At 41.1% G+C, this 20,933-nt stretch carries 24 protein-coding genes; 15 read left to right on the forward strand and 9 right to left on the reverse strand.

All coding sequences use genetic code 11. The annotated features are described in order from the left end of the window. Nucleotides 1-91: 91 nt before the first annotated feature. From FNLLGLLA_RS00510 to FNLLGLLA_RS00540, 7 genes are all read left to right on the forward strand, one after another. Nucleotides 92-1,582: an MmgE/PrpD family protein gene (locus FNLLGLLA_RS00510; RefSeq protein WP_174892144.1), complete on the forward strand. Its 1,491-nt coding sequence runs from the start codon at nt 92-94 to the stop codon at nt 1,580-1,582. Next, nucleotides 1,575-2,414 (forward strand): transporter substrate-binding domain-containing protein, encoded by an 840-nt coding sequence (locus FNLLGLLA_RS00515; RefSeq protein WP_008603275.1) that lies wholly within the window; start codon nt 1,575-1,577, stop codon nt 2,412-2,414. Before FNLLGLLA_RS00510 ends, FNLLGLLA_RS00515 begins: the two co-directional genes overlap by 8 nt. A gap of 55 nt (nt 2,415-2,469) precedes the next feature. Continuing rightward, a complete protein-coding gene (locus tag FNLLGLLA_RS00520) occupies nt 2,470-3,186 on the forward strand; it encodes an amino acid ABC transporter permease (protein WP_004697693.1) in 717 nt (238 codons plus the stop codon). A gap of 6 nt (nt 3,187-3,192) precedes the next feature. Continuing rightward, entirely contained in the window at nt 3,193-3,909 is a 717-nt protein-coding gene (locus FNLLGLLA_RS00525) for an amino acid ABC transporter permease (RefSeq protein WP_156697052.1), read from the forward strand. Next, nucleotides 3,906-4,679: an amino acid ABC transporter ATP-binding protein gene (locus tag FNLLGLLA_RS00530; protein WP_101928632.1), complete on the forward strand. Its 774-nt coding sequence runs from the start codon at nt 3,906-3,908 to the stop codon at nt 4,677-4,679. Before FNLLGLLA_RS00525 ends, FNLLGLLA_RS00530 begins: the two co-directional genes overlap by 4 nt. A gap of 115 nt (nt 4,680-4,794) precedes the next feature. Next, the gene (locus tag FNLLGLLA_RS00535; RefSeq protein ID WP_004694248.1) at nt 4,795-5,277 is read left to right on the forward strand and encodes a GNAT family N-acetyltransferase; all 483 of its coding nucleotides are present in this window, start codon (nt 4,795-4,797) and stop codon (nt 5,275-5,277) included. 133 nt (nt 5,278-5,410) lie between these two features. Then, nucleotides 5,411-5,809 carry a hypothetical protein gene (locus FNLLGLLA_RS00540; RefSeq protein ID WP_039965416.1) on the forward strand — a complete coding sequence of 133 codons (399 nt, stop codon included), beginning with the start codon at nt 5,411-5,413 and terminating at the stop codon, nt 5,807-5,809. Nucleotides 5,810-5,863: 54 nt separating this feature from the next. Here the strand turns inward: FNLLGLLA_RS00540 and rbsB are convergent, their stop codons facing one another. From rbsB to FNLLGLLA_RS00585, 9 genes are all read right to left on the reverse strand, one after another. Further along, nucleotides 5,864-6,766, reverse strand: coding sequence for a ribose ABC transporter substrate-binding protein RbsB (gene rbsB / locus FNLLGLLA_RS00545; RefSeq protein WP_008603259.1), 903 nt, complete (start codon nt 6,764-6,766; stop codon nt 5,864-5,866). 9 nt (nt 6,767-6,775) lie between these two features. Further along, nucleotides 6,776-7,711 carry an ABC transporter permease gene (locus tag FNLLGLLA_RS00550; RefSeq protein ID WP_004694241.1) on the reverse strand — a complete coding sequence of 312 codons (936 nt, stop codon included), beginning with the start codon at nt 7,709-7,711 and terminating at the stop codon, nt 6,776-6,778. Next, nucleotides 7,711-9,192 carry a sugar ABC transporter ATP-binding protein gene (locus tag FNLLGLLA_RS00555; protein WP_118091120.1) on the reverse strand — a complete coding sequence of 494 codons (1,482 nt, stop codon included), beginning with the start codon at nt 9,190-9,192 and terminating at the stop codon, nt 7,711-7,713. The genes FNLLGLLA_RS00550 and FNLLGLLA_RS00555 overlap by 1 nt, the downstream gene beginning before the upstream one ends. Before the next feature lie 153 nt (nt 9,193-9,345). Beyond that, nucleotides 9,346-9,759 (reverse strand): D-ribose pyranase, encoded by a 414-nt coding sequence (gene rbsD, locus FNLLGLLA_RS00560; protein WP_156697053.1) that lies wholly within the window; start codon nt 9,757-9,759, stop codon nt 9,346-9,348. Nucleotides 9,760-9,777: 18 nt separating this feature from the next. After that, a complete protein-coding gene (gene rbsK / locus FNLLGLLA_RS00565; protein WP_156697054.1) occupies nt 9,778-10,668 on the reverse strand; it encodes a ribokinase in 891 nt (296 codons plus the stop codon). 340 nt (nt 10,669-11,008) lie between these two features. Then, nucleotides 11,009-11,335, reverse strand: coding sequence for a type II toxin-antitoxin system RelE/ParE family toxin (locus tag FNLLGLLA_RS00570; RefSeq protein ID WP_004694233.1), 327 nt, complete (start codon nt 11,333-11,335; stop codon nt 11,009-11,011). 4 nt (nt 11,336-11,339) lie between these two features. Then, complete coding sequence (locus tag FNLLGLLA_RS00575) at nt 11,340-11,621, reverse strand: type II toxin-antitoxin system Phd/YefM family antitoxin (RefSeq protein ID WP_004694230.1); 282 nt, start codon at nt 11,619-11,621, stop codon at nt 11,340-11,342. Between the two features lie 237 nt (nt 11,622-11,858). Continuing rightward, nucleotides 11,859-12,515, reverse strand: a complete 657-nt coding sequence (locus FNLLGLLA_RS00580) for an NAD(P)H-binding protein (RefSeq protein ID WP_004694229.1) — start codon at nt 12,513-12,515, stop codon at nt 11,859-11,861. 108 nt (nt 12,516-12,623) lie between these two features. After that, on the reverse strand, nt 12,624-13,145 hold the full coding sequence (locus FNLLGLLA_RS00585; protein WP_004694226.1) for a cysteine hydrolase family protein: 522 nt from the start codon (nt 13,143-13,145) through the stop codon (nt 12,624-12,626). Nucleotides 13,146-13,428: 283 nt separating this feature from the next. On the opposite strand from FNLLGLLA_RS00585, the gene FNLLGLLA_RS00590 reads away from it, so the two are divergent. The 8 genes from FNLLGLLA_RS00590 to hisG all read left to right on the forward strand — a co-directional run bounded on the left by FNLLGLLA_RS00590 (nt 13,429) and on the right by hisG (nt 20,913). Beyond that, on the forward strand, nt 13,429-13,674 hold the full coding sequence (locus FNLLGLLA_RS00590; protein WP_021147581.1) for a type II toxin-antitoxin system prevent-host-death family antitoxin: 246 nt from the start codon (nt 13,429-13,431) through the stop codon (nt 13,672-13,674). A gap of 2 nt (nt 13,675-13,676) precedes the next feature. Beyond that, nucleotides 13,677-13,997 carry a type II toxin-antitoxin system RelE/ParE family toxin gene (locus FNLLGLLA_RS00595; protein WP_120055894.1) on the forward strand — a complete coding sequence of 107 codons (321 nt, stop codon included), beginning with the start codon at nt 13,677-13,679 and terminating at the stop codon, nt 13,995-13,997. A 140-nt stretch (nt 13,998-14,137) separates the two neighbouring features. Then, a complete protein-coding gene (locus FNLLGLLA_RS00600; RefSeq protein ID WP_174892145.1) occupies nt 14,138-15,763 on the forward strand; it encodes a tryptophan transporter in 1,626 nt (541 codons plus the stop codon). Further along, complete coding sequence (locus tag FNLLGLLA_RS00605) at nt 15,756-16,568, forward strand: energy-coupling factor ABC transporter ATP-binding protein (RefSeq protein ID WP_024062592.1); 813 nt, start codon at nt 15,756-15,758, stop codon at nt 16,566-16,568. The genes FNLLGLLA_RS00600 and FNLLGLLA_RS00605 overlap by 8 nt, the downstream gene beginning before the upstream one ends. A 9-nt stretch (nt 16,569-16,577) precedes the next feature. Beyond that, a complete protein-coding gene (locus FNLLGLLA_RS00610; protein WP_008603229.1) occupies nt 16,578-17,246 on the forward strand; it encodes an energy-coupling factor transporter transmembrane component T family protein in 669 nt (222 codons plus the stop codon). 354 nt (nt 17,247-17,600) lie between these two features. Then, complete coding sequence (locus FNLLGLLA_RS00615) at nt 17,601-18,101, forward strand: GNAT family N-acetyltransferase (protein ID WP_156697055.1); 501 nt, start codon at nt 17,601-17,603, stop codon at nt 18,099-18,101. Nucleotides 18,102-18,201: 100 nt separating this feature from the next. Then, nucleotides 18,202-19,065: a histidinol-phosphatase HisJ gene (gene hisJ, locus FNLLGLLA_RS00620; protein ID WP_156697056.1), complete on the forward strand. Its 864-nt coding sequence runs from the start codon at nt 18,202-18,204 to the stop codon at nt 19,063-19,065. 243 nt (nt 19,066-19,308) lie between these two features. Beyond that, the gene (gene hisG / locus FNLLGLLA_RS00625) at nt 19,309-20,913 is read left to right on the forward strand and encodes an ATP phosphoribosyltransferase (RefSeq protein ID WP_156697228.1); all 1,605 of its coding nucleotides are present in this window, start codon (nt 19,309-19,311) and stop codon (nt 20,911-20,913) included. Nucleotides 20,914-20,933 lie beyond the last annotated feature (20 nt).

The following is a 20,933-nucleotide window of genomic DNA, read 5'->3' on the forward strand; positions in this document are numbered from 1 at the left end:
TGTATTTAGTAAATCTTTTACTATGAAATCTGATATATTACTGACGAATCGATCAATATATTTAATTATAGATAACTGAAAGGAAGGCTCCATGGATTCCGTAACACAGACGATTGTGAACTACATAGAACAAACGGATGTGACGAACCGTGAGGACCTACTGTCAGTGGCTCGTATTGCCTTTCTAGATTATCTAGCAGCCTTAGCACCAGCAGAGAACGAACAAGCCGTTCAAGACTTGGCTCGGTTCATAGGGGCTAAGTCATCTATAGGCTCAGATGTTGGCCGTCATATGAACTCCACTGTTTTGAATGGCAAGGTTATATCAGGGGGTAATACTTGTTTAGTAATAGAGAATGTATCTAAGGTTGATAAGGCTTTGTATTATGGCTTTGCCTCCCATTATTTAGATTTTGATGACGCCCAGGCAAATCTGGCAGGTCATTTCAGTACTGTTTTATATTCTGCTTTACTAGCCGTGCTCGAACCAACCGATACATGGAACGAATTCTTTCGGGCCTATATCATCGGAGCCGAGTTAGAGGGGATTATTGGTTACCTTATTAATCCTGCCCATCGAACCCAAGGATGGCATTCTACAGGGACCGTTGGTGTCATTGGGGCGGCGGCCGCTATAGGCGCTTTGCGAGGCCTTCATGGTGAAAGTTTGGCTCAGCTCCTATCTCTGGCTGCCACACAATCAGCGGGCATGTTCTTTCAAAGTGGTACAGATGGTAAGCCGCTCCATGCGGGACTGGCAGCACGCAATGGCGTATGGGCTTACGAACTGCTACAACATACATCACTTCAAACAAGTACAAACCCATTTGATCCCGAACGAGGTTGGTTTAAAACTATCGGTAATATTACCGTTACATCAAATGACATTGCTAGCCGTTGGCTAGCACCAGGACAACTCATTGATCCTGGTTTGTGGATGAAAGTTCACCCCTATTGCTCGGCAGCCATTTGTGGCGCTGAAGCAGTAGAAATCGTGGCACATAGACTATATACATTTTCTTCGTATGTGTCTAAACACAACTACCTTTCACCAGATACAGAGGAACAAGATCAATGTAGATTATGTGCCACCCCCGATTTCTCCCTTTGGAAGGATATAGATAGAGTGACTGTTCATTTTCCACCTGGTGCTGATGCGGCCTTGCGCTATACATCGCCAAAAACAGGTCGAGAAGGGCAGTTTTCCATAGAGTACGTCGTGTACCAAGTCCTCGCGTATGGGGTGGTACAGGATGAACTATTTAAGATAGACAGCATAGACCAATCAGTACGGGACTATATGTCGCGTATAGAGCGTGTCTATGATATGCCGAAGGTATCTCAAACGGAGCGAATTACGAAAGTAACCGTTACCTTGAAAAACGGAGATACTTTCACAGAAACGGTGAACAATCCGAAAGGATCGCCGAAGAATCCTCTCAATTTAGAGGATATACGCATTAAATTAGGCCTCATCTTGGAGGCTGACCAAATAGATAGAGTTATTGAGGCTTTTACCCATACAGATAAGGTAGAGTCATTCCTGCAAACATTGCGAAAAGAAGGAGTTTTACATGTTTAATACAAAGAAATTAACGAAATTATTCGCCATCGGCGCATTGGCACTAGGTGTGCTTGTCGTAGCTGGCTGTGGCGACGACACATCTAAGGAAACGAAAGTAAATCCAGATGCTAAAGTGATTAACGTAGCTACACGTGGTACGGTTCGCCCTTATTCCTACACGGATGATAATGGCAATCTTACAGGGTTTGACGTAGAATTGTTGAAAGAAATTGAACGTCGTAATCCAGACCTTCATTTCAACTTCAAACCGATGGCCGTTGATGCTGCCTTCGTAGCAATGGATGCAGGCCAAGTGGATATGATTGCGAACCAAATGCGCCGTAACCCAACTCGCGAAGCAAAATACTACTACACAAATGAGGTTAATAACTATTCTACACGTAAATTAGTAGTTAAAAACGACCGCAACGATATCTCTAAATTGGATGATTTAAAAGGCAAGAAAATCGCCGTTACTACATCCTCTGAGTTCAACGAATTAGTAAAACAATTTAACGAAACAGCAAATCCTCAAATCGAAGTTATCTACACAGATAAAGCAGGTGCAGAAACATTAAACCTCGTTGCTACAGGCCGTGCTGATGCAGCCGGTGAGTACGAATACGTAATTAACTCTGCTATTAAAGACCGTGGCTTGCCACTCAAAGCCGTAGGCGATGTATTGGCCGTAGTACCAACTTATTTCTTGTCTAAACGTACAGATGACATGAAACAAGTAAACGAAAAAATTGATAAAACTATGAAAGAAATGCGTGCTGATGGTACGTTGAAAAAACTTTCTGAACAATATCTTGGTGGGGATTACACATTCGATCCAACACAAAAATAACGGATAGGCCGCCTTGGCGGCCTTATTCTATTATGTCTAGAAACGAGGTGTTACTGTGGGCAAGTATTTTGATGTGTCCTACATGATCCAAGCGTTTCCACAGCTCTTGAATTATGTGCACGTAACGGTGCTTATCACCGTTATTTCTGCCATCTTAGGTGTTATTTTAGGCTCTATCATAGCCATCATTCGCCTCAAGAAGGTTCCAGTATTAAACCAATTATTTATCGTATTTATCTCCTTTATGCGGGGCACTCCGTTCTTGGTACAGCTCTTCCTTATTTACTTTGGGGTACCAGAAATCATGTCCCACATGGGGCTTAACATGAAAAATGTGCCAGGCCTCGTATTTGTGTACGCTGTGTTTACCTTACATATTGCAGCTTACAGCGCTGAAATCATGCGCTCCAGTATTGATGCGGTGGCTCCTGGTGAGAAGGAAGCTGCTAAAAGCCTTGGTATGACCGAGTTCCAAAGCTATGTGCGCATCATCTTGCCGCAGGCTTTCACCATGAGCATTCCACCGTTGACGAACCTCGTTATTGGCATGTTGAAAGGAACGGCGCTCATTTTTAACGTCGGTGTTGTGGATATGATGCGTAAGGCGGACCTCATGGGCGGCAATAGTCAGCGCTATCTTGAGCTATTCGTCGATGCGGCCATCATTTATGGTATTCTAATTATCATCGTGTCCCTCTTGGGCCGATTGCTTGAAAAACGTTTTACCGTTGCGGGCAAGGAAACGCAACGCATTTTGATCAGTGAGGAGTAGGGGCGTATGGGACATATAATCGATTCAACCTATATTTATGGCACCTTCTTTGCTGTCATTCCCTATGTGAAAGTTACCCTCATGATTACCTTCCTCAGCGTTAGTTTGGGTACAATCCTAGGATTATTAAGTTGCGTGCTACAACAAAACAAAGTACCTGTGCTCAGTCAGCTCAGTTACTTGTACGTATTATTGTGCCGTAGTATTCCGAACATGGTTCTCTTATACCTCGTGTACTATGGTTTACCAATTCTTTTCCTCGCATTAGAGGATCAAACAGGGGTGCATGTGCCCTTTGAAAAGGTGCCAGCTACCTTCGTAGCCGTTGTAGGCTTAACCTTGCACACAGGGGCCTATTTGAGTGAAATCTTTCGGGCTGCCTTACAATCGGTACCGAAAGGGCAAATGGAAGCGGCTCAGGCCATCGGTATGACTTGGTTCCAAGCGTTCCGCCGCATCGTGTTGCCACAAGCGACAGTCTTTGCGTTGCCACTATTTACGAATCAGTTTCTTAACACCATGAAGAGTACCAGCATTGTATTCGTTATCACCGTTATTGAATTGTTCGGCGCTGCAAAGTTATATACAGAGGAAAATTCACAGTATTTTGAGGCCTACATCGTGGTGGCCGGTCTATTCTGGGTGATGGGGATTGTCTTTGAATTTATCTTCCATCGTTTAGAAATCTATGCAAGCAAGTATAAACGAGGTAATGCATTATGATAGATATTAAACAAGTTCACAAATCTTTCGGGAACCGTGAAATTTTAAAGGGCATCGACCTACATGTGCCAACGGGATCTGTAACGGTTATCCTTGGACCATCTGGCAGCGGTAAGACGACATTCCTTAGAACGCTTAACTTCCTTGAAAAGGCCGATGCAGGGACAATGCAATTAAATGATATTTCTGTAGACTTACATAAAGCGTCTAACAAGGAAATCCTAAACGTACGCCGTAACACATCCATGGTCTTCCAGTCTTATAATTTGTTCTCTAATAAGACAGTAATTGAAAACATTATGGAAGGTCTTGTAACAGTTAAAAAGATGAAAAAATCTCAAGCCCGTGAAATCGCGCAACGCTTCCTCAAGGAAGTAGGTATGGAAGGCTATGATGATTACTATCCTGTACAATTATCTGGGGGCCAACAACAACGTATCGGTATCGCTCGTGCCCTTGCGATGGACCCAGAGGTTATCCTCTTTGACGAACCTACATCTGCCCTCGATCCTGAACTCGTAGGGGAAGTATTGGCTGTTATTCGCAAGATTGCTAAAGAACTCAAGGTTACGATGATTATCGTTACTCACGAAATTGGCTTTGCCAAAGAAGTAGCGGACCAAGTCGTATTTATGGAAGGCGGCGTCATCGTAGAACAAGGGGACCCTAAGGTTGTTCTTGAACATCCAAAAGAAGAACGAACACGCAAATTCTTGAGCCGTTACCTTACACTAGATAGTGAACAACCTCTAGATAGCGCAGCGTTATAAATAATAATATGTGCTATAAATAATACAGAGCATAATAATGCGTGCTATCCTAGTAATATAGAAATTCATGGCGACCTAATATTTTTAGAATTAGGTCGCTTTAAACGAGGTACATATGAAAGAATTTAGACAATTAACCGTAGATGATGCGGCTGAATATCACGAGGTGTTAATTGCAGGATATGCGGAGAATAAGAACTACCCTATATCCTTCGATGCTATTAACTTTAGCCCAGAAGAATCTCGGGTGTGGATCTTAAAATATCCTGTATTTGGTCTCTACGTAGATGGTTCCTTAGTATGCTCTATTTCATTCCGCATGCCTTGGATTCCAAAAGCTACGCCAGACGTATATCCGCACATTGCACACTTTGTGACAGCCCCTGAACATAAGGGAAAGGGCTATGCTCGTGAAGTTTTAACTGAAGCAGAAAATCTACTGCGCAATGTATATAAAACACCAGCCGTAACACTAGGTACTGCTGCAGAACACCCATGGCTTGCCAAAATGTATGAAGGCTTTGGCTTTAAAGAATATAAACGGAAACAACTACCTGGAAAGGTACATACGACCATATTCTTTAAGAAAACACTGTAATAAGAACTCTAATTTTAAAGTCCTACCATACAAATAGCGACTAGTTAAGATAATCAACTAGTCGCTATTTTATTTTTACATATAGTTACGTTATAATAAATGAAATTGTTTTTGTCTGTGGAGTGTGAATAGTATGTATGAAATCGTAAATGAACCAAGTTTAACAATAGCTTTTGATATGGATGTAGAGTTATCTGAATTTGGTGTGTTTGGCGTATATATTAAACGAGGCTATAATATCTGTTCTGGCTATATTGATCCTAGCGATTGGTCCGGAATTCGTAAAGGCTATCAAGAATTAGTCGATTTGTATGAGAAGTGTAAAGGCAAAGCAACCTTTACCCATGTATTAACTGGAGAAGGGGATACCTTAACATTCTCGTTAGATCAAAAGGGTGCATTGGCGATAGATGTTACTATCTGTACTACTTATAATTACAAATGTAATATGACAATTGAAAGTTTAGATCAAACATATTTGCCAAAGTTTATTGAGTTTTTCAAAGAATTTTTGGAACGAGAGCCAAAATAAAAAGAGTCGCATCAAAGGATGCGACTCTTTTTTGTACCCAGTTTCTATTTACAATTATTTTGTAACAACTTTAAGATCTACAGGGATTTTAGCTTCTACAGCTTCGCCTTTGATAACTTTTTGAGCTGTATCAATAGCGATTTTACCCATTTGGTCCGGTTGTTGCGCAATTGTTGCAGCCAATGTGCCGTCTTTAACAGCTTTGTCTGCATCAGCAGTACCGTCAAAGCCTACGATGAAGATTGTTTTGCCTGCGGATTTAGCTGCTTGGATAGCGCCTAATGCCATTTCGTCGTTATGAGCGAAGATAGCTTGTACATCAGGGTTAGCTTGCAAAATGTTTGTTGCTACGTTTAAACCTTTTGTACGGTCGAAGTCAGCACTTTGTTTTGCTACTACTGTTAAGTCTTTGTCAGCTACGTTGTGGAAACCTTGGCCGCGTTCACGTGTGGCGGAAGCACCAGGGATACCTTCGATTTCTGCAACTTTTGCAGCTTTGCCTACTTTTTCAGCGATAAGTTGAGCGGCCATTTCGCCGCCTTTTACGTTATCGGAAGCGATGTGAGCTACTACTTTGCCTTTATCAGCAGAGCGGTCAACAGTGATTACAGGAATGTTTTTAGCATTTGCTGCTTCTACGGAAGTAGAGATAGCTGCAGAGTCTACAGGGTTGATGATCAATACAGAAACGCCGCTTTCAAGTAAGTCGGAAATATCGTTTGCTTGTTTTGCAGGGTCATTTTGAGCATCAACGATTTTAACTTTAAGACCAAGCGCTTTAGCTTGAGCCTCAACGCCTTCCTTCATAGTTACGAAGAATGGGTTGTTCAATGTGGAAACAGAGAAGCCGATGGTGCCGGATTTTTTGTCGCCGCCGTTATCAGCGCTTTTACCACAGCCTGATACAAGACCGATAACCATGATAGCCATCGCCAACAGTAACAATAGTTTTTTCATAGGAACCTCCTAGGCTTTCTTGCGATCTGCAAGAACCGCCAATAAAATGACAATACCTTTTACGACTTGTTGATAGAAACTGGAAACGTCGAGAATATTTAACCCGTTGTTGAGGGTACCGATAATTAGGGCACCAATTAATGTGCCAACGATATGACCACGACCACCAGCTAGGCTTGTGCCGCCAAGAACTACCGCCGCGATAGCGTCCAGTTCGTAGCCTGCACCTGCTGTAGGTTGTGCAGAGTTAAGACGAGATGTGATGATTGCACCGGCGATACCACAGAGCATACCCGTTAAGGCATACACGAAGATTTTAACACGGTCAATCTTAATACCAGCAATGTAACTAACCTTTTCACTACCACCTACGGCGTATGTTTTACGACCCAAGGAGGTGCGGCTCAATACGAACCAGAGAATGATGAAAGCTAGGAACATAGTGATAGCTGGAACTGGAAGGCCTGCGATGTCCCCTTGGCCAAAGCCGTGGAATAGAGGATCTTGTGTAAGGCCGGAGATTGGGTTACCGTCTGTGAATACTAGCGTTGCACCACGGTAGATTGTCATGGTCGCCAAGGTAGCGATAAATGGAGCTACGCGGCCATAGGTAATAACGAGACCGTTAATACCGCCCAATACAAGGCCGGCACCTGCGGCTAATACGATAGCTAATACAGGGTCAGTACCAGTTACGATGAGGTTTGCCATCACTGCACTAGAGAGGGCAAGGATGGAACCAACCGATAAGTCGATACCGCCAGTTAAGATGACGAAGGTCATACCGAAGGCGATAATTGCATTGATGGATACTTGGCGCAACAAGTTACGCAAGTTAGAGAATTCAAGGAAACTGTCGTTCATGACAGAGATAATTACAAATAATAGGATGAGGCCGATGAGGGGGCCTAATTTTTTTACATATTGTAGAGCTTTGCTGTCCATTATTGTCCTCCTGTGGCTAATGTCATAATCGATTCTGGTGTTGCATCGCTACGGTCCAAGATACCTGCTACGCGACCTTCATGAATGACCATAACGCGGTCGCTCATGCCGAGCACTTCCGGTAACTCAGAGGACACCATGATAATGGACACACCATCGTTCGTTAATTCGTTCATTAAATCGTAAATATCACGCTTGGCGCCGATGTCGATACCGCGCGTAGGTTCGTCCATGATGATAATAGATGGCTTTTTACCGACCCATTTCGCGATAACCACCTTTTGTTGGTTACCACCGGATAGGGATGATGCGGGTTCGTGAATAGATTGTGTTTTAACGCCTAGTTTTTTAGACAATTCGTCAGCAAAGGAATTGAGTTTGCCCTTATCAAGTACATGAGAGGGGCAAATTTCGCCAAGATTAGGCAATGTAATGTTAGAACCGATGGAGAAATCAAGAATCAAGCCTTCGCTCTTTCTATTTTCTGTGATGAAAGCAATGCCAGCCTTGATGGCATCTTCTGGTTTTTTACAGTTTAGGACGGAGCCGTTTACTGTTACGGTGCCGCCGTTGTGTTTATCTACACCGAAAATGGCGCGCATAATTTCTGTACGGCCAGCACCCATGAGACCTGCTACGCCGAGGATTTCGCCTTTGCGCAAGGAGAAGGAGATGTCGTTGTCGAAACCTTCTGGTTTGAGGTTATCCACGTTCATAACCACATCGCCCGGTGTTGTAGTGCGAGCAGGGTAGAACTCGTCGATGGAACGGCCTACCATGTGGCGTACCACTTCGTCTACAGAAATCTCAGATGTTGGTTTAGTGATAATTGTGTGACCATCACGCATAACCGTAATTGTGTCACATTCGCTAAATACCTCTTCCATACGATGAGAGATATATACGATAGCAACGCCGCGTGCTTTCATTTTGCGCATCATGTTGAACAATGTCGCCGTTTCACGCTCTGTGAGGGCTGCTGTCGGTTCGTCCATGATGACAACCTTTGCATCTAACATCAAGATACGAAGAATTTCCGTCATTTGTTGGTGACCAACGGAGCAAAGGCCTGCTTCTGTTGTGAGTGGCAATTCGATGCCTAGTTCGCGGCATGTGTTTTCAGCCTCAGTGAGCATCGCCTTTTTGTCGAGCATACCAAATTTGTTGCGCTTTGGTCTCATTAAATATAGATTTTCTAACAATGTTAGATTTGGCCAAATGTTAAGCTCTTGGTGGATGAAGGCCACACCGTTTAGCTCGGCCTCTCTCGGGTTCGGGAAGGTTCGCTCTACGCCGTCGATGGTAATCGTACCAGCATCCGCCTTGTGAATACCGGTGAGGATATTCATGAGCGTAGATTTGCCGGCGCCGTTTTCGCCCATCAAGGCGTGAACTTCGCCCTCCTTGAGGGTAATACTTACATCGCGCAGTACTTGGTTTGTACCAAATGCCTTCGCAATGCCTGACATAACAATTTCCATAACTACTCCTATATGACTGATGAAAGTATCTCTTGATATATGTAATAGATTAGATGTTTAGATAATCTTTGAAAACTAAGCTATCTAATTTACATAAACTGATTTATAGGTTCAGTTCCTTAACGTATAAACTTAGTTGGTTAATCTATTATTTTAGGGACGATCGCTGAAAATACAATCGGCACGTAAGATAATGTTCGCATACGGAGATGTTTCACCAGTTCTAATAATGCATTTGCATTGTTTCGTGGCTTCTTTGAAAGCATCGTGGCTCGTTTCAATCCATTTGTATTGATCGGATGGGAAGGTAAACTCTAAGAAGGCGTAAGCCTTAGGATTGTTTTCTTTAATTTCTGTTGCCACATGAACTGCTTCGGATTTCATATGCTTAGCGATGATGGATACTACTTGCTCAAAGCTTGGTACACCAAAATCCAAAGCTAAGTCGATTTTTTGAACCCCTTCAGGTACTGGCAAACCACAGTCTGAGATACAAATTGTATCTGTGTGACCTAAATCAGCAAGCACCTTAGCAATATGGCTATTTAAAATACCGTGTCGTTGCATGGTAATCTCCTTTTCAATCTATATGTGTTCTGCTAGGAATGCGGCGACCTCGTCCTTTGTTGGCATGCCACCTTGAGCCCCCAAGCGTTGGATGGAGAGGGCCGCTGCTGCATTGCCGTAGTGTAGAGCGTCGGCTAAGCTTTTACCATTAACGATAGCCGTTGCAAAGGCACCGTTAAATGTATCGCCAGCACCTGTTGTATCTACGGGCTCAACCTTGAAGCCAGGTACAATGTGAATTTCACCGTTATCGGCATATCCTACACCCTTGCTACCAAGGGTAACGATGATTTTGTTTTCGTTAGCTAGTAAAATCTCCTCTGTAGATTGATTAGGGTAGAGCGCAGATAACTCGTGTTCGTTTGGCGTAATATAGGTTGCTAATTCTAACCATTCCGAATCGAGGTCGGCTGCTGGAGCAGGATTTAAGAGGACTTTCACATTAGCCTCGTGACAACGACGAACGATGTATTCAATAGTTGGAATAGGAATCTCGTTTTGAACCATTACAAGATCGGCTTGCTCGATAGCAGACCAAGCGTTATCTACTACGGACTGGTCTACCTTAGCATTAGCGCCTGCAATCACGATGATGCTATTATCGCCTTCAGCTAATGTAATGTGTGCTGTACCGGTTGTAGTATTCGGTACCGTAACGATGTAATCTGTATTGATGAAATTTTCTTTTAAATTATCTATAATCATATGGCCGTATGCATCTTCACCGATACAGCCGACCATAGTGACCTCTGCACCTAGATGAGCCGCAGCCACCGCTTGGTTTGCTCCCTTGCCACCGTGAGCGATGTGCAATTCGTTGCCCATGATTGTTTCGCCTGCAGTAGGGCGTTTGTTCGCGAGGACTACAATATCCATGTTGCAACTGCCAATAACAACAATGCGATTCATAATAACTCCTTAATAAGCCTATGCCCTAACTGGGACTAAAAATGACTATCATTTATTTTTATACATAGAATTTTGTGTATTTTATACAACGAGCTGTATATATAAATATAATTGATAATCTAAGAGGCATTTGCTTTCACATACCTATAAGTGTATATTAATCATTTATTAGTATAGCGTAAATACGTGAGTTTATCTATATAAATATCTATAAAATGTAGGAATAAAAAAGGTATACCCAAAATCTATGTTACATGAGTAAAAATGTACCGATTAGATTTAGGATATACCACTTTGAAGGGTATTTAATTTTTAAAGAAGCACTGGTTTAGTTCAAATGTTATAATCCGTTTAGTATATTTACATAATCCTGTCGTTGATCAAGTATAGAGATTAAATAAATAGTTCTAGCTTCCTCTACAACTGTGTAGAAAATAATAAGCTTTTCTAAAATCAACATTCGAAAGTCACTGTCATTAAGTGCTCTAATTTTAGGTGTAGTCCCCATATATGGATGGTTCATAAGATTTGAAATTGAATTTTGAATATTTTCTTTTACTTGTATAGCTGTTTCTTTTGAAAACTGCATAGCTATATAAAGTATTTGTTGATGTAGCTCTTTATTGAACTTTTCAGTAGGAATGATTGTGTAGGGTTGGGATTTCATAGAGTTACCCCATTTGATCTAGCATTTTATCGATACTGTTGAAAGCTTCATCAAGTGTAGTGGTGCGACCTTGAATGATATCGTTTTGTCCTTCTACAAGAGAGGATAATAATTCTATTTTTGACTTTAACATATTATATGTATTATAGCCGAGACTTACAGTATCTCCACGACCATTTACAGTAATAATGGCAGCCTCATCTTTAAGTTGTAAGGTTTTAGAAATTTCAGGATACTTATTTCGTAAATCAGAGGATGGACGAATTGTTTCGCGTAATATTCCCATAGTTATCTCCTTATAGTTTTAAAAGTATTTGTTCATCATTCTTATACTGTAATTATATCATTTAAACGATATAATTGCAGTATACAAATATATATATGAGATATTTAATTCAAATGAGGTTAACTAGATACTTTAATCATAAAATGATATATAAAAAGACTATCTTCAAGCGTATTGAAGATAGTCTTGTATTGGTATATAGTATTTTCTCTTTTTTACAAAATATTTATTTATATATTAGTGAAAGCTTGGTTTGTCATAGTGTGTACCTGGTTCACCTACGCCGATGCTTGTGCGATGGAAAGGCGTTTCATCCGCAGCATGTAAGATATCAAAAATGGCTTTTACCACAGCTTCGCGTGAAACTTGGGCATCGTTGAATTGAGCCCCTTCAGGGATGAGTTCGTAATCGGTTTTCTCTGGATCATTGTAAAGCCATGTGAGGCGCAAGATGGTGTAATTTAAGTTGGATTCGCGTAATACATTGCGTGCTTGGCGCTCACCTTGAACATAGCTAATCGGTAAGTTGTCGAAGGTCCATTTTTCAAGTGCTACAGGGAATTCACCAGAAAGTCCAGCCATGGACACACCGATAACACGGCGTATATTTTTGCGGCTCAATGCTTTCACGATGGAAGCCATATCACTGCCAGACTCCATAGCACCTACAAATACAACCTCCGCATTTGTTACAGCTTGTTCTAATTTACCAGGATTTTGGAACGAACCTTCAATCACTGTAACACGTTCATGGTCGATAATCTCTGGAGGTATACGTGTTTTCAACTGACGACCATATAATGTAATGTGCATATCTGTATATGTTAATAGTGTAGCAGTCAACTTTTGAGCTATTTGGCCCGCAGCTCCTAAAATCGTAATATACTTATACATAAAAAAGACCTCCTATGTTCGGGCATAAATATTTAATGGAATTTTAACATACATATATGACAAATACGTGAGAAAAAATTATAAAAATCTTTGTATTATTTTCGTAATTTAATTGATGCTTAACATTTCATTTGTTGTTTTTAGCTGTGCAAATCGATTCCGCCAAATCTTTTCTTTGTAAAAGGATAGGATTGTATCGGCTGGTAGATACTCATTATCAAAGGTTGAGATAGCATCTTCGACGATGGTGATATTATAACCATACTCAAAGCCTACTTTCACAGATGTATCAATGCAAAATTCCACTTGCATTCCTACAAATGTTACATCGGTAATATTTTTTCGGTTTAAATATTCCTTTAATTCAGTATCCTTGAAGATGCTATTGTAATATTTATTGAAAATCTTTTCGTTTTCTTGCGGTTTTAATTCGTGATAGACTTGCCAATTATCACTGCCCGTTGCTAATAAGCCCTCATTTTCAGAATGTCTGATATAAATGACTTCTATATTTTGATCTCTAAAATGTTGAATGATTGCTTTTGTATTTGAGATAAAGTTTTTGGCATTGTAAGGGTTTTCCTTAACTAAGCCTTCTTGAATATCGATTACGATTAATGCTTGTGCCATGATATTTCCTTTTTTAATAAATTATTTGTTCTTAAGTGAGAACTATTAGATTTTATTATATCGGTTATAAAAAATGTCAATTTATTAGTAAATAAGTATCTATGCGCATTATATCATATGTATATAACAAGAAAAGGAAGATATAAGTATCATAGATGTTGATAGTAATTTTAAAGGGTGCTGTAAAATTTAGTGTTGAATTTACGCGATAATTTAACTACAATAGTAATAAGATATTAGAAAAATGAGTAGTATATCACTAAAGTACTCTGGAGGTGATAGTATGCCGAATATAAAACCTATTTCAGATTTACGAAACTATTCTGAAGTTTTACGTGATGTTACTATAGATAGTCCCGTATTCTTAACTAAAAATGGTAGAGGCCGATATGCAATTATGGATATTCAAGATTATGAACGTCTAATGGCTACGATAAAACTTATGGGCGCTTTAGAGACAGGTCGTAAATCTGGTGAAGAACAAGGCTGGATTTCATCAGAGCAACTAAAGAGTGAATTGGGGATTTAATTATGAATAATCAAATTAGCTATGCACCAAAAGCACGAGAAGATTTGCTAGAAATAAAATCTTTTATAGAAGAAGAAACCGGTGATATTGAGTTAGCTAAGAAAACCGTTTTGGATATAGTAACTGCGAATGATTCGTTGAGTATATTTCCAGAAATGGGGCAGCGATTATTGATTAATCTAGGAAGTAAAATTGAATACAGATATTTACTTTGTCATAATTATTTAAGTTTTTACCGTTATTTAGATCGGACTATCTATATTGATAGAATATTAAACAGTAGACGTGATTATCTTAGAATATTATTAGATGAAGTACATTAGTTCTTAAAAGCACTATCATTAATAGATGGTGCTTTTTTTATGGACTTTACTTGAAGTCCCTTGATAGCCTCTAGGCTTTCACAAATTCTCGAAGAATGTTAAAATAAATCCATATATATTTTTATAGAAATGAGGCTATTATGGAACGGATTCAGGAACTTGTGTACACACATGTGCAGGGTGGCCAGTTTAGATGGGTTACTGTTAGCACATTGATGCTCGCATTGGGCACGATTTTGCATTTGGTGAGCCCTAGTGTGGCTGGGGTAACGCCGAACTGGACGATTGCTACGTACTGCGTAGCTATTTTATTGACTCGTCCTAGTTTGAGTCAAACCTTGGGGATTGGACTCGTGGCGGCCCTCATCAATGTATTGACGTCTAAATCAGCGTTCCCTTACGGCAATTTGTTGTCTGAGCCAGGTGGTGCTTTGACGGCGGCTCTCGTAACGCGTGCTATGTTGTCCATGAAGTTCCGTAAAATTGGTGGTTTTGATTTAACCCCTGTCGTGTCTGGCTTTTTAGCAACTGTTGTATCTGGTGGTATCTTTGTTACCATTTTGTGGCAAGTGCTTGGGTTGCCAAATAATGTGTACATGTACGGCATGTGGCCATTGGTACTCATTGTAGGGGCCTTGAATGGTGCCATTACACCAATCTTGTATATTCCGGCACAACGTTTATTCTCTAAACGTGGCATGTTGCCAAATGCAGATCAATTGACATCTGATCATAGTCGCTTGACTATTTTGCCTGAGCGCCAAGCTAAAATATCCATTGAGCACGTAAATTACTATCATCCTAAGGCGACTACACCATCCCTTGAAAATATCAATCTCGATGTAAATGAAGGTGATTTCCTCGTTGTTACAGGCCCTGCAGGTTGTGGTAAAAGCACCCTTTGTATGGCGATGGTAGGGGCGGTGCCTAAATTCTATGGTGGACGCCTAGAAGGCATGGTCTTCGTAGATGGTCATGCGACTACGCAAATGGAAATTCCAGAACTAGCGAACCATATCGGTGTAGTTCTAGCCGACTACGATACACAGCTCGTAACGATGACAGTTCGTGAAGAAGTAGCCTTTGCTATGGAAAACCGCGGTTATGACCGTGAAACTATTAAAGCTCGTTCTGAAGAGGTGTTTAAGCAAGTTGGCCTCGTAGGCTTAGAAAATCGCAAGATTACAAGTTTATCTGGTGGTCAACGCCAACGTTTGGCTATTGCTTCTGTATTGGCTACGAATCCAACCGTACTTGTTCTTGACGAACCGACAAGCTCTCTCGATCCAGATGGGACCGCAGAATTATATCGCCTCGTAGGCGATTTGAACCAAAAACACGGTATCACCGTTGTCGTTATCGACCATGATTTGCATGCCGTATTGCCGTACGCTAACCGCATGGCTCTCATGGTAGATGGCTCTATCGCCTGTGATGACGATGTACCGACTACGCTTCGTTACATGTACGAGCACAACATTCACGTCGATGCATTGCCATCCGTGTTTACTACGTATATGGAATTGGAACAAGCCGGCTTCCACAGTGATGAACCTTGGCTCAGCATCGAGTCTGCTATCAAGGGCTTGCACCAAATTGAAATGGCTCATGCTATTCAAACCGAGGTGCATGGTAAAAGCAACTCTCCAGCTAATCAAAGAATTACAGTAGATAATCTTGTTGATCAATCTAATATAGTAGAAAATAGACAACCAGTTCAACGTGTTGATGATGTACCAGGAAAGGACGGTGGAGCTCATGCTTAAGGTTGAAAACATCCGCTTTGGCTATGTGCCATCCGTAGATATTTTCCGAAACGTGACTTTCACTATCGAAGGAGGCGAATATATCGCTATCGGTGGTCGTAATGGTTGCGGTAAAACGACTATTACGCGATTACTTGTCGGCCTAGAAAAGGCTAGGGAAGGCCACATGTATTATAACGGCAGAGATATTACGTCCATGCCGCCGTCTAAACGGGGACAATTTATCGGCTACGTATTTCAACAGCCAGATCGCCAAATGTTCAGACCTACCGTAGCCACAGAGGTTGCCTTCGGACCTGAGTCCTTGGGGCGCAGTAAAGCCGAAGTGAAGCGTATCGTTGATGAAGTATTGGCGCGCACAGGCATCGGTCATTTGCGTGAAGCCTATCCTCCAACATTGCGCCGCGGTGAAAAGCAACGTGTTGCCATTGCTTCTGCGCTGGCTATGCAGTCTAAAATCCTCATACTTGACGAACCAACCAGTGGTCAAGATGGTAAGGAAACTAAAGAGCTATTAGCACTATTGCGTCAGCTTAATTCAGAAGGTATCACAATCCTTCTTATTACCCATGATATGGAAATCATGGCTAGCGAATGTAGCCGTGCTATCATTATGGGCAACCAAACCGTTGCCTTTGACGGCAGTCCAGAAGAATTATTCAAAAAATCTACGGATGAATTGCAAGACCTAGGCCTTACAAAACCGCCAAGTGTGGAACTTTCACTAGCGGTACCATCCTTAGGCTATTGCAAATCTATGGATGAATTGAAATCCAAGTTAGTGGCTCAGTTGAGCGGAAAATAGGAGGGACATATGGAACGTTTAGTACCGTTAACAAAAATCTTGATGACCCTCGCTGTATCCGTGTGGGCCATCCTGTTGCGCGACTGGGCATCGCTATTGGCATTAGTCGTAGTAGAACTCGGTGTACTGTTTTTGGCAGGTTTGTTATTCAAACAACGCAAAGCCGTGTTGGCATTAACTAGCTTCGCTGTATTTCTTGGACTCATCCAATTCCTTGGCAGTGGCGATGTAACCTCTGCCATTGTATCCGGCTTACGAATGTTGGCTATGACACTTGTTTTTATAGGCCTGTTGGCAACTACAAAATTGCAAGACCTTACGGCAGCGCTCGTAACACAATGCAAAATTCCTTACGAATATGCATTTATGTTCACTGCTGCACTGCGCTTCGTGCCTGACTTCATTGCTGAAAGCCATGCTGTACAAGAGGCGCAAGCTTGCCGCGGCTTATCTCTCGAAGGCAACTTCATTAAGCGTATCAAATCCTATGCATCTGTTATCCAACCATTGCTGCTAAAATCCTTGGGACGATCCGAAACAATGGCGTTGTCTTTGGAGTTACGTGGATTCGGTGGTCCCACACACAGCTTTGCTGCATCTGTAGGATTGAAAAGAATTGACTATACTGTTGTTAGTGCTTTAATTGTTATTACAATACTTTTATTTGTTATTGTGTAATTTTCTTATATATCAAGTAAGAGTATAACTTTGCTCCTATAGAAATGTATTAGCTTTAATAGTCATAATAAAGAATATGATAAAAGTATATAAGTAAAATAAGAGCTTTTTACTTATATATGCTTCAAAACGTATATGCTGAGTGGTAAAAAACGTTGTTTTTACCACTCAGTTTTGTTGTATTGGGGATATAGATGTAAAATATGTAATTCTTACCTCAAAAGATGGATAAAAGTGAAATGGTATGTTATACGAATAGTTCGTCCTTTTTCTTGCGTATGTGGGCTATTTTTATATATTATGTTAAATAGAAATAATATTTTTTAGGATACCTACAGTTTTGAGGAATACTTTATGAGTGAATTAGTAATACGACCAATTACAAAAGGTGATATAGCCCCTTGTTTAGATATTTATAACTATGAGGTTGTAAACGGCGTAGCCACGCTTGATCTTGAACCTCGCACGTTGTCAGAGTGGCAGGAGTGGCATGAGTCTCATAGCGATGAGCACCATCCTATTGTGGTAGGTACCATTGATGGGATTGTAGCAGGCTATGCATCGCTTTCACCATATCGACCTAAAGAGGCCTACAAAAGTACCGTCGAATTATCTATCTATATCCATCAAGATTATCGTGGTAGGGGAATCGCTACACAGCTGATGGCTCATATTTTAGAAATAGCAAAAAATGATCCGTTATTGCACAATGTGGTATCCGTTATTACGGCTGGCAATGAAGGCAGCACCAAGTTACACGCGCGATTTGGCTTTACCTATTGTGGTTTAACGCCTCAAGTTGGATTCAAACATGGTAAATATCAGGATACCGAAACATACGCATTATTGGTATAATAATTAGTATAGTAAAAGATAAATATTAATACGTTATACTAATGATGTATAGATTATAGATAAGGATTCGCCAGGGGTTAGGGCGAATAGGGGTGATTGAATGAACATGAAAGATGAACGGCAGTTCGTTGGATATAGTAAATATCGTAGCCGTCTCGTGGACGGTCATGTGCATACGGAGTTATGTCCACATGGTAGTGGGGACCGAACTGCGATGATGATTGAGAAGGCCATCGAGTTGCGTATCGAAAAGGTATGCCTTACAGAACATGCACCATTGCCAATAGCTTTTGCTGCAGAATATGGTGGTGATAAAAAGGCCTATGACACAGCGTCTTTGAAATTAAATGAAGTTGATACTTACTTAGAGTTGGGTCGTCAATTACAACGTGCCTATGGCACACATATCGATATTTCTCTCGGTTTTGAAGTCGATTATATTCCAGGCTTTGAATCAGACATTCAAGAGTTCTTGGATCGCTATGGTCCGTTGACGGATGATAATATTTTATCCGTTCACTTTATGGAAGGCGTTAATAATGCCTTTTACTGCTTAGACTACAGTCCTGAAGAATTCGAAAAAGGCTTCGGCCCGTGGATCGAAAAACAATATGAGTTATATTACAAGTATTATTCTACAGTGCGTCAAGCCGTGCGTGCTGACCTCGGTGAATATACACCTAAACGCATAGGTCATTTTGATTTAATCAAGAAATACCAACATCACTTTGGATTTGAACGTCATTTAGATCGTCGCAATGCGCAGGTGGTGAGCGATATTTTGCATATCATGCGCGTTCAAGGTCGCGAGCTAGACTACAACATGAGCGGCTTCTTCAAATCAGATTGTCGTGAAATGTACCCAAGCCGTTTCATTCAAGGCATGGCGGCTATCATCGGTGTGCCATTTGTATTGGGGTCTGATGCACATAGCGTGGCAGATATAGAAAACGTTTGGGGCTAGTATAAAATCATTATTATAGTAAATACATGAAATATTAACGGTTCTATTGACAATTCTATAGAACCGTTATATTATGATTTCATACTTTAATAAATTAAAGCGATAAAATAGAAAAGTATCGATATAGGTAAATTTTTTCTCATAGTGTATTGGATAGCCACATAATCCCAATGATAGTACAGAAATATGGCTTTCACAGGCGTGAGAAATAATATGAATCAATTGATAGAAAGGATGTTTACGATGGTACAGCAGCAATTACCTACTGGTTTCCGCGATGATATAGGGATTGTAGCAGAGCGCAAGGATGATGTGAGTCAATATGTACTCGGTCTTTGTCGAAATCGTCAATACACAAAGATCTCTACGCCTCTCGTAGAGTACAAAGATGTATTCAATGGCTATGCAATGGGGCGCGGTCAACATATGTACGAATTCATGGATAGTTCTGAAGTGTCCGTCGTAATTCGTCCTGATTTGACAATGCCTATCGGTCGTTTCTTGGCGACTACAAATATTGAATTGCCTCGCACGTTCTACTATTTGGGCGATGTGTTTATGAAAAATAAAAAGCACCGTGGTGATGTTAACCAAGTGACGCAAGGTGGCATCGAGATGGTAGGCTACGAAGGGCTTGAGGCTGAGCAAGAGTGCTTCAAGATTATTAAAGAGGTGAACGAAGCTCAGTTGGGTAATCATTTGTTGCTCGAAATTGGGGATGCTCGTTTTTCTCGTGCTATTACCGATGCTCTAGGACTCAGCGATGATGAAAAAACGGAGCTCTTAGAGGCGTTATTCACTAAATATTTGCCACGATATAACGAGTTGATTTCTGACTTTAAAAATAGTGCGCTATATCCTTTCTTAAATGTATGGCCTCGCTTGTTTGGTACGGTTCAAGATATAAAGGATGAGCTTAATCAAATTATCTTGCCTGCAGCGGCACAGCGCATTTTAGATAATCTTGTAGATATGGCAAATCAAGTGGAAGCAACGGGGCAACAGGTTCGCATCGATGTATCTACGGAACCGCTTCAATCCTATTACACAGGCCTTACTTTTAGAGGCTATGTGGACGGCGTGTCTCAATACATCGTCAGCGGCGGTCGCTATGATGGCTTGCTATCTAGCTTTGATGGTACGCCGATGCCGGCAGTAGGGATGGCTTTTAATATCGACGTCTTGACTGATATTACCTTGCAGGGTGAAAGCAAAGCTCAAGATAACGATACATTACGCATTGCTCTTACGAAGGGGCGCGTAGAAAAGGATTTTATTCCACTCCTAGAAGCATGTGGCATTGATTGCGAGCCATTACATAATAAGGCTCGAAAGCTCATTATCTCTTTGGGCGATTCTATGGAGGTCATCCTTGCAAAGGGGCCAGATGTAACGACGTACTTGAAAAATGGTGTTGTTGACCTTGGTATCGTGGGTAGCGATGTCTTAGATGAACAAGATGACACGAGCTATGAAATGCTAGATTTACAAACGGGTAAATGCCAATTTATCTTGGCGTCCTTAGCGGGCTATGATCCTAAAGAAGGTCGCCGTCAACGAATTGGTACGAAATATCCAATTGTTACAAAACAGTACTTTGGAGCTCAAGATGTGGAAATCATCAAGATTGAAGGCTCTGTTGAGCTGGCCCCACTTGTAGGACTAGCAGATGCTATCGTAGATATTACGGAAACGGGTACCACTTTGCGTGAAAACAATCTAGAAATCTTCGATTGGCTACAGCCCATATCTACACGCTTAGTAGCAAATCCATTAGCATTAAAACAAAAGCGAAATACCATTTTTAAACTCATAGATCAGCTTTCAGAAGCAATTAATAAAAATTAATAAATAAGATGTAGAGTGAA

Origin of the sequence: Veillonella parvula, assembly GCF_902810435.1 — a bacterium.
Classification (GTDB): Bacteria; Bacillota; Negativicutes; order Veillonellales; family Veillonellaceae; genus Veillonella.